The organism is Pantoea sp. ME81 (assembly GCF_903970985.1).
GTDB classification, from domain to species: Bacteria; Pseudomonadota; Gammaproteobacteria; order Enterobacterales; family Enterobacteriaceae; genus Pantoea; species Pantoea communis.
In genome coordinates this window covers 1-5149 of the sequence record NZ_CAJCKS010000254.1, presented here as the reverse complement: position 1 = coordinate 5149, position 5149 = coordinate 1, and the positions used below count along the sequence as shown (strand labels likewise).

4 protein-coding genes are annotated in these 5149 nt (G+C 54.5%); 1 reads left to right on the top strand and 3 read right to left on the bottom strand.

The genetic code is table 11. The features are described from left to right. Positions 1 to 154 precede the first annotated feature (154 nt). Positions 155 to 1333 (bottom strand): glycosyltransferase family 4 protein, encoded by a 1179-nt coding sequence (locus H7A81_RS25500; protein ID WP_182059129.1) that lies wholly within the window; start codon positions 1331 to 1333, stop codon positions 155 to 157. 493 nt (positions 1334 to 1826) lie between these two features. On the opposite strand from H7A81_RS25500, the gene H7A81_RS25495 reads away from it, so the two are divergent. Next, positions 1827 to 3032, top strand: a complete 1206-nt coding sequence (locus H7A81_RS25495) for an MFS transporter (RefSeq protein ID WP_182059128.1) — start codon at positions 1827 to 1829, stop codon at positions 3030 to 3032. On the opposite strand, the gene ppk2 is transcribed toward H7A81_RS25495, so the two are convergent. Beyond that, positions 3029 to 3949, bottom strand: coding sequence for a polyphosphate kinase 2 (gene ppk2, locus H7A81_RS25490; protein WP_182059127.1), 921 nt, complete (start codon positions 3947 to 3949; stop codon positions 3029 to 3031). The two genes, H7A81_RS25495 and ppk2, sit on opposite strands and share 4 nt — an antisense overlap. A gap of 12 nt (positions 3950 to 3961) precedes the next feature. Further along, positions 3962 to 5149, bottom strand: a 1188-nt coding sequence (locus H7A81_RS25485) for an inorganic phosphate transporter (RefSeq protein WP_182059126.1), incomplete at its 5' end; no start/stop codon positions are given.

The following is a 5149-nucleotide window of genomic DNA, read 5'->3' as shown; positions in this document are numbered from 1 at the left end:
GTATATAATGAACCGGACACAAACGCTCTCTATGTCTGGTCGTACACTCTTTGCCTTCTCGAATCTCTTCCGAGCTCTCTGCGCGTATCTGCTGAGATTGCCACGGCAATTGAACGCCACGCCCTTCAGTTAACCGCACCGGTTTAACCCTTCCTCATTTAAACGCCGTGGTGTAGTGCATCTGCTTGCTGGCTGAATAGAAGTGAGCAAGTTGCTCGCTGAATTTTCCCGGATCGTGCTGCTCAGCAATTCGCTTCAGTGATTGCGCAGAATATTGCGTGATCACGCCCGGATTACGCAAAATATCAATGATATGCGCCTTAAGCTGCTGCACGATTTGTCGGCGTATCAGCAGTTTGCTCTCCTCAGAATCAACCACATACTCATATTCGTCATTGATCGGCTGCTGAATAAGCCATCCAGCACCGGGTGGATTGATCTCCGGCAAAGCGCGGATGTTGGTGGTGATTACCGGACAGCCACTGGCTTGCATCTCCAGCACCGAGAAGCCGTAAGTATCCTGCCAGCTGGGCAGCAATCCCACGTGCGAATGCTGCAGCAAGGTCAACACCTGATTGTTGGGCAGGGTGGTGAAATGCTGAATGTGCGGCGAGATTTTGATGAGGTGCTCAATGCGCGCATAGAACGCTTCATCATCCTGAAAATGTCGGTGGGCGATATTATGCCGTTGCGTAATGTCACCGATCAGCGTCACCTGAATCTGACCGCGGGTGAACACATCCTCTTCAGTTAATTGGGAGATAGCCAGCACCACTTCCGCGCCGCCTTTGCGATAGAACTCATTGCCGATAAAGATGAAACGAATTTCTCCCGGCGAGATCAGACGCGGTTTGACGCACAGCAGCGGCTGCGGCGGATGCAGGACGTGGAGCTTGTGTCTGACGGCGGCTTTGATCGCGGGAAAGGCGTCGAGCAGCTTCAGCTGGATGTTAAGCGTCGATTGCGAGATGGCAATCAACGTCAGGCATTCCGTTCTGGCGATTAATTGCAGTTGCGACTTCAGTTGAGGATTGTCGAACTTCGCCACTCCAGGCACCGGCAGTACGCGCGGGATTTCGGTTTCAAAAGTGGCGATCCAGTTCCTTTTGGTGTCGGCCACTTCGTTGAAGAGGTGAATGACATCCGCATCATGTGGCAGCAAGCCGGGGAACGGGAGAAAAATAAATTGTTTATTTTTATGTAAGATTCTTGCTCTGACGGCATTTAAATAGAAGTAGATATTCTTTTTGCGACAATCAATATATTTATTGTGTGGGTTGGTGATGATATTTCTTTTTTCAGGATATCCGCTTCCACTGGTGATTATCTTCATAATCTCTCCTGGTCGGTAGGGAACAGAATGAACAGAGGTTAGAGATGGGTTTTATCGGGTGCGCGGGTTCCACGTCATGGTGTAGATTACGCACCGAAAGTAACGATCAAAGTTTGATTGAATAATCTGTAACCTAAAGGCAATCAGGGGCGGGATCTATGTCTTAATGTGAATGATTGCGCGCGCCTCTCTCTGCTCTCATTCGACCTGAAGGGATTAACAGTTGGTTTTGCTGCTCTTTTAATGGAATGTTTTTGGTTAATCGTTTTCCGATTATTGTTTTTTTTCAGATTTGTCGGAACAATGCGTAAATGAAATTGAATTAATTTTGATTATTAATGGAAAGTGAAATTACCGGGACGGCATTTCAATAAAAGCGATAATAAAAATATACAGAATTAAGCCATGACACAGTTCCAGGTAAAGTCAGGTTCAAGCTCAACGCTAATTGCGCTATAGTAGCGTTTCACATTCATTTGTAATGCCATCACTTATGTCTGACGCCGCTGTACTGAGTCATGCTCAGTTAAATAAACGCATCATTTCCGTTATTGTCTTCACCTTCTTCTGCTATCTCTCAGTAGGGCTGCCGCTCGCGGTGCTGCCGGGATTTGTGCATAACCAGCTGGGTTTCAGCTCGTTCATCGCCGGGCTGATCATCAGCCTGCAGTACTTCGCCACGCTGCTCAGTCGTCCGCATTCGGGCCGCCTGGCCGATCGCTATGGCCCGAAACGCGTGGTGATGATGGGATTGGTGTGCTGCGGCATGAGCGGCGTGCTCTCTCTTCTCGCCGCGTTGTTTACCGCAACACCCATGCTGAGTCTGGCGCTTTTAGCGCTGGGTAGGCTGTTTTTGGGCGTGGGAGAAAGCTTTAGCAGCACGGGTTCGACACTGTGGGGGATGAACCTTGTCGGACCGCTGCAGACGGCGCGTGTGATCTCCTGGAATGGCGTTGCCACCTACTTTGCGATGGCGATAGGCGCACCGCTCGGAGTGCTGCTCAATCAAATGTTCGGCATCAGCGGGTTTGCCGGACTCGTGGCGTTGATGGGCGTGATTGGTTTCTGCATGGCGAGTCGTAAGGCGGCGGTCAGCGTCACAGCGGGCGTGCGTATTCCTTTTCATCGCGTGGTCAGCCGCGTCTGGCTGTTCGGGCTGGCACTGGGCTTCGGCACCATCGGCTTTGGCGTCATCTCGACGTTTATCACGCTCTATTTTGCCAGCCGCGACTGGAGCGGTGCCGCATTTGCCCTGACCTTGTTCAGCCTGGGCTTTGTACTGGTGCGACTGGCCGGTGGCCGCTATATCACCCGTTTTGGCGGGTTGAAAGTGTCGCTGGTGTCGTTTGTGCTGGAGTGTGCCGGTCTGCTGTTCATCTGGCAGGCCGACAGCAGCTGGCTGGTGGATATCGGCGCGTTCCTGACCGGCGGTGGTTTCTCGCTGGTGTTCCCGGCGCTGGGAGTGGAAGCCGTTAAACGCGTGCAGCAACAGGATCAGGGATCGGCGTTGGGGACGTATTCGGCGTTTCTCGATTTAGGGCTGGGATTGACGGGGCCGGTGGCGGGGTTGCTGATTGGTCATTGGGGGATGCAGTCGGTGTATCTGGCGGCGGCCCTGATGGTGCTGGGCGCATTTGCCATTACATTGCGCCTGCAACAGCAGCACGGCCGCCAGGCAGCCGTGCAAACTGTTCATTAATATTTCTCTGGTACCACCATGTTTTCTGGCACTGGCGCGCGGCGATAATCTTCATGACGTTCGCGCGTCGGTAACATAATGGTTTTGCTCTCACTCTCTTCGTAGGGCACCTGTTGCAGCAGATGGCTGATGCAGTTCAGGCGCGCACGTTTCTTATCCACACCTTGTACCACCCACCATGGCGCTTCAGGAATATGGGTGCGCTCCAGCATCTCTTCTTTCGCTTCGGTGTAATCTTCCCAGCGACGACGACTTTCGAGGTCCATCGGGCTCAATTTCCACTGTTTCAGCGGATCGTGGATGCGGCTCAGGAAGCGCAGCTCCTGCTCTTCATCGGTAATCGAAAACCAGTATTTGATGATCTGAATGCCGCTGCGGGTCAGCATTTTTTCGAATTCCGGCACGCTGCGGTAAAACTCTTCCACTTCGGCTTCGTTACAGAAGCCCATCACGCGCTCAACGCCTGCGCGGTTGTACCAGCTGCGGTCAAACATCACCATTTCACCGGCTGCAGGCAAGTGAGCGATGTAGCGCTGGAAATACCACTGTGTTTTCTCACGATCGTTCGGTGCGGGCAGGGCGGCGACGCGACAGGTGCGCGGGTTTAAACGCTGGGTGATACGCTTGATCACCCCGCCTTTCCCGGCGGCATCACGGCCTTCAAACAAAATCACCACGCGATGTCCGGTACGCATCACCCAATCCTGCAACTTCACCAGCTCGCCCTGCAAATGCAGCAGCTCACGGAAGTAGCGGCGGCGAAAGGCCCTATCGCCTTCCTGCTGTGGCTCACCATTATCATTGAAGCGTAGATCGTCCAGCTCCATTTCCAGCTCTTCGTCGTAGCTGTCGTAAAACTCCTGCAGCAGACGCGCATTAAAGGTCTCGCTGTGGAAGCTATTGTCGTGTGTCGCCATGACTTTTCCCCGTTACAGATGAATAAACAGAGCGTAAAGCAGCCCTGAAAGTAAGACCGAGATCGGCAGCGTCAGTACCCACGCCAGCGCGAGGTTACGAATCGTTGAGAGCTGCAGACCAGATTTGTTGGCGGCCATTGAACCCGCTACGCCTGATGACAGCACGTGCGTAGTGGAGACCGGCAAGCCGAAGACATCCGCTGCGCCGATGGTCGCCATCGCCACCAGCTCCGCACTGGCACCCTGTGCGTAGGTCAGATGGGTTTTGCCGATGCGCTCACCGACGGTGACCACAATGCGGCGCCAGCCCACCATGGTGCCGAGGCCAAGGGCAATTGCGACCACCACTTTCACCCACATCGGGATAAAGCGCGTGGCGGCATCCAGCTCTTTCTTCACGGCAGTGAGATTGCTGGCAATCTCTTCCGGCAGCGCGACTTTGGCCGATTGCAGATGTTTGATGGTTTCGGAGGCAAGATACATATCGTTACGGGTGTTGGTCACCGCCTGCGCCGGGATATTCTCCACCGCACCATAACGACGGATCTGGTCGCCGATATCGCCCAGCATCATGCCAAGGGCAGGGAGTACCTGAGGGCGGTTCTGGCTGGTGCGCACAAACTCGGTCAGTACTTCACGCGGTGCGGGCATTGCAGCCGGTGCCGGTTGCAGCGTTAGCAGTTGCTGTTCAGTGACCTGAGTTAACGCGGCCACGCGCGGGATTTGATCCGGCGGCAGCGAACGGTTCAGGGCGTAGGCAATCGGCATGGTGCCGACCAGAATCAGCATGATGAGGCCCATGCCTTTCTGACCGTCGTTTGAGCCGTGAGCGAAAGAGACGCCGGTACAGGTCAGGATCAGCAGGCCGCGAATCCATGCCGGTGGAGGCTGATTGCCCTTTGGTGCTTCATACAGCTGGCGGTTGCGGATAAAGGCCTTCATCGCCAGCAGCAGGAGCGCCGCACAGATAAAGCCGACAATCGGCGACAGCAGCAGGGCGTAACCCACTTTGATCGCCTGATCCCAATCCACACCGCTGGTACCACTACGACCGTGCAGCAGGGCATTCGCCACGCCCACGCCGATGATCGAACCGATCAGCGTATGCGAAGAGGAGGCTGGCAGGCCGAAATACCAGGTGCCGAGGTTCCAGATGATGGCCGAGAACAGCAGCGCATACACCATGGCGAAGCCGTTGCC

Bases quoted from the DNA above. Each gene is read 5' to 3' on its own strand.
- H7A81_RS25500 (WP_182059129.1), bottom strand. From the start codon at position 1,333: ATGAAGATAATCACCAGTGGAAGCGGATATCCTGAAAAAAGAAATATC.
- H7A81_RS25495 (WP_182059128.1), top strand. From the start codon at position 1,827: ATGTCTGACGCCGCTGTACTGAGTCATGCTCAGTTAAATAAACGCATC.
- ppk2 (WP_182059127.1), bottom strand. From the start codon at position 3,949: ATGGCGACACACGACAATAGCTTCCACAGCGAGACCTTTAATGCGCGT.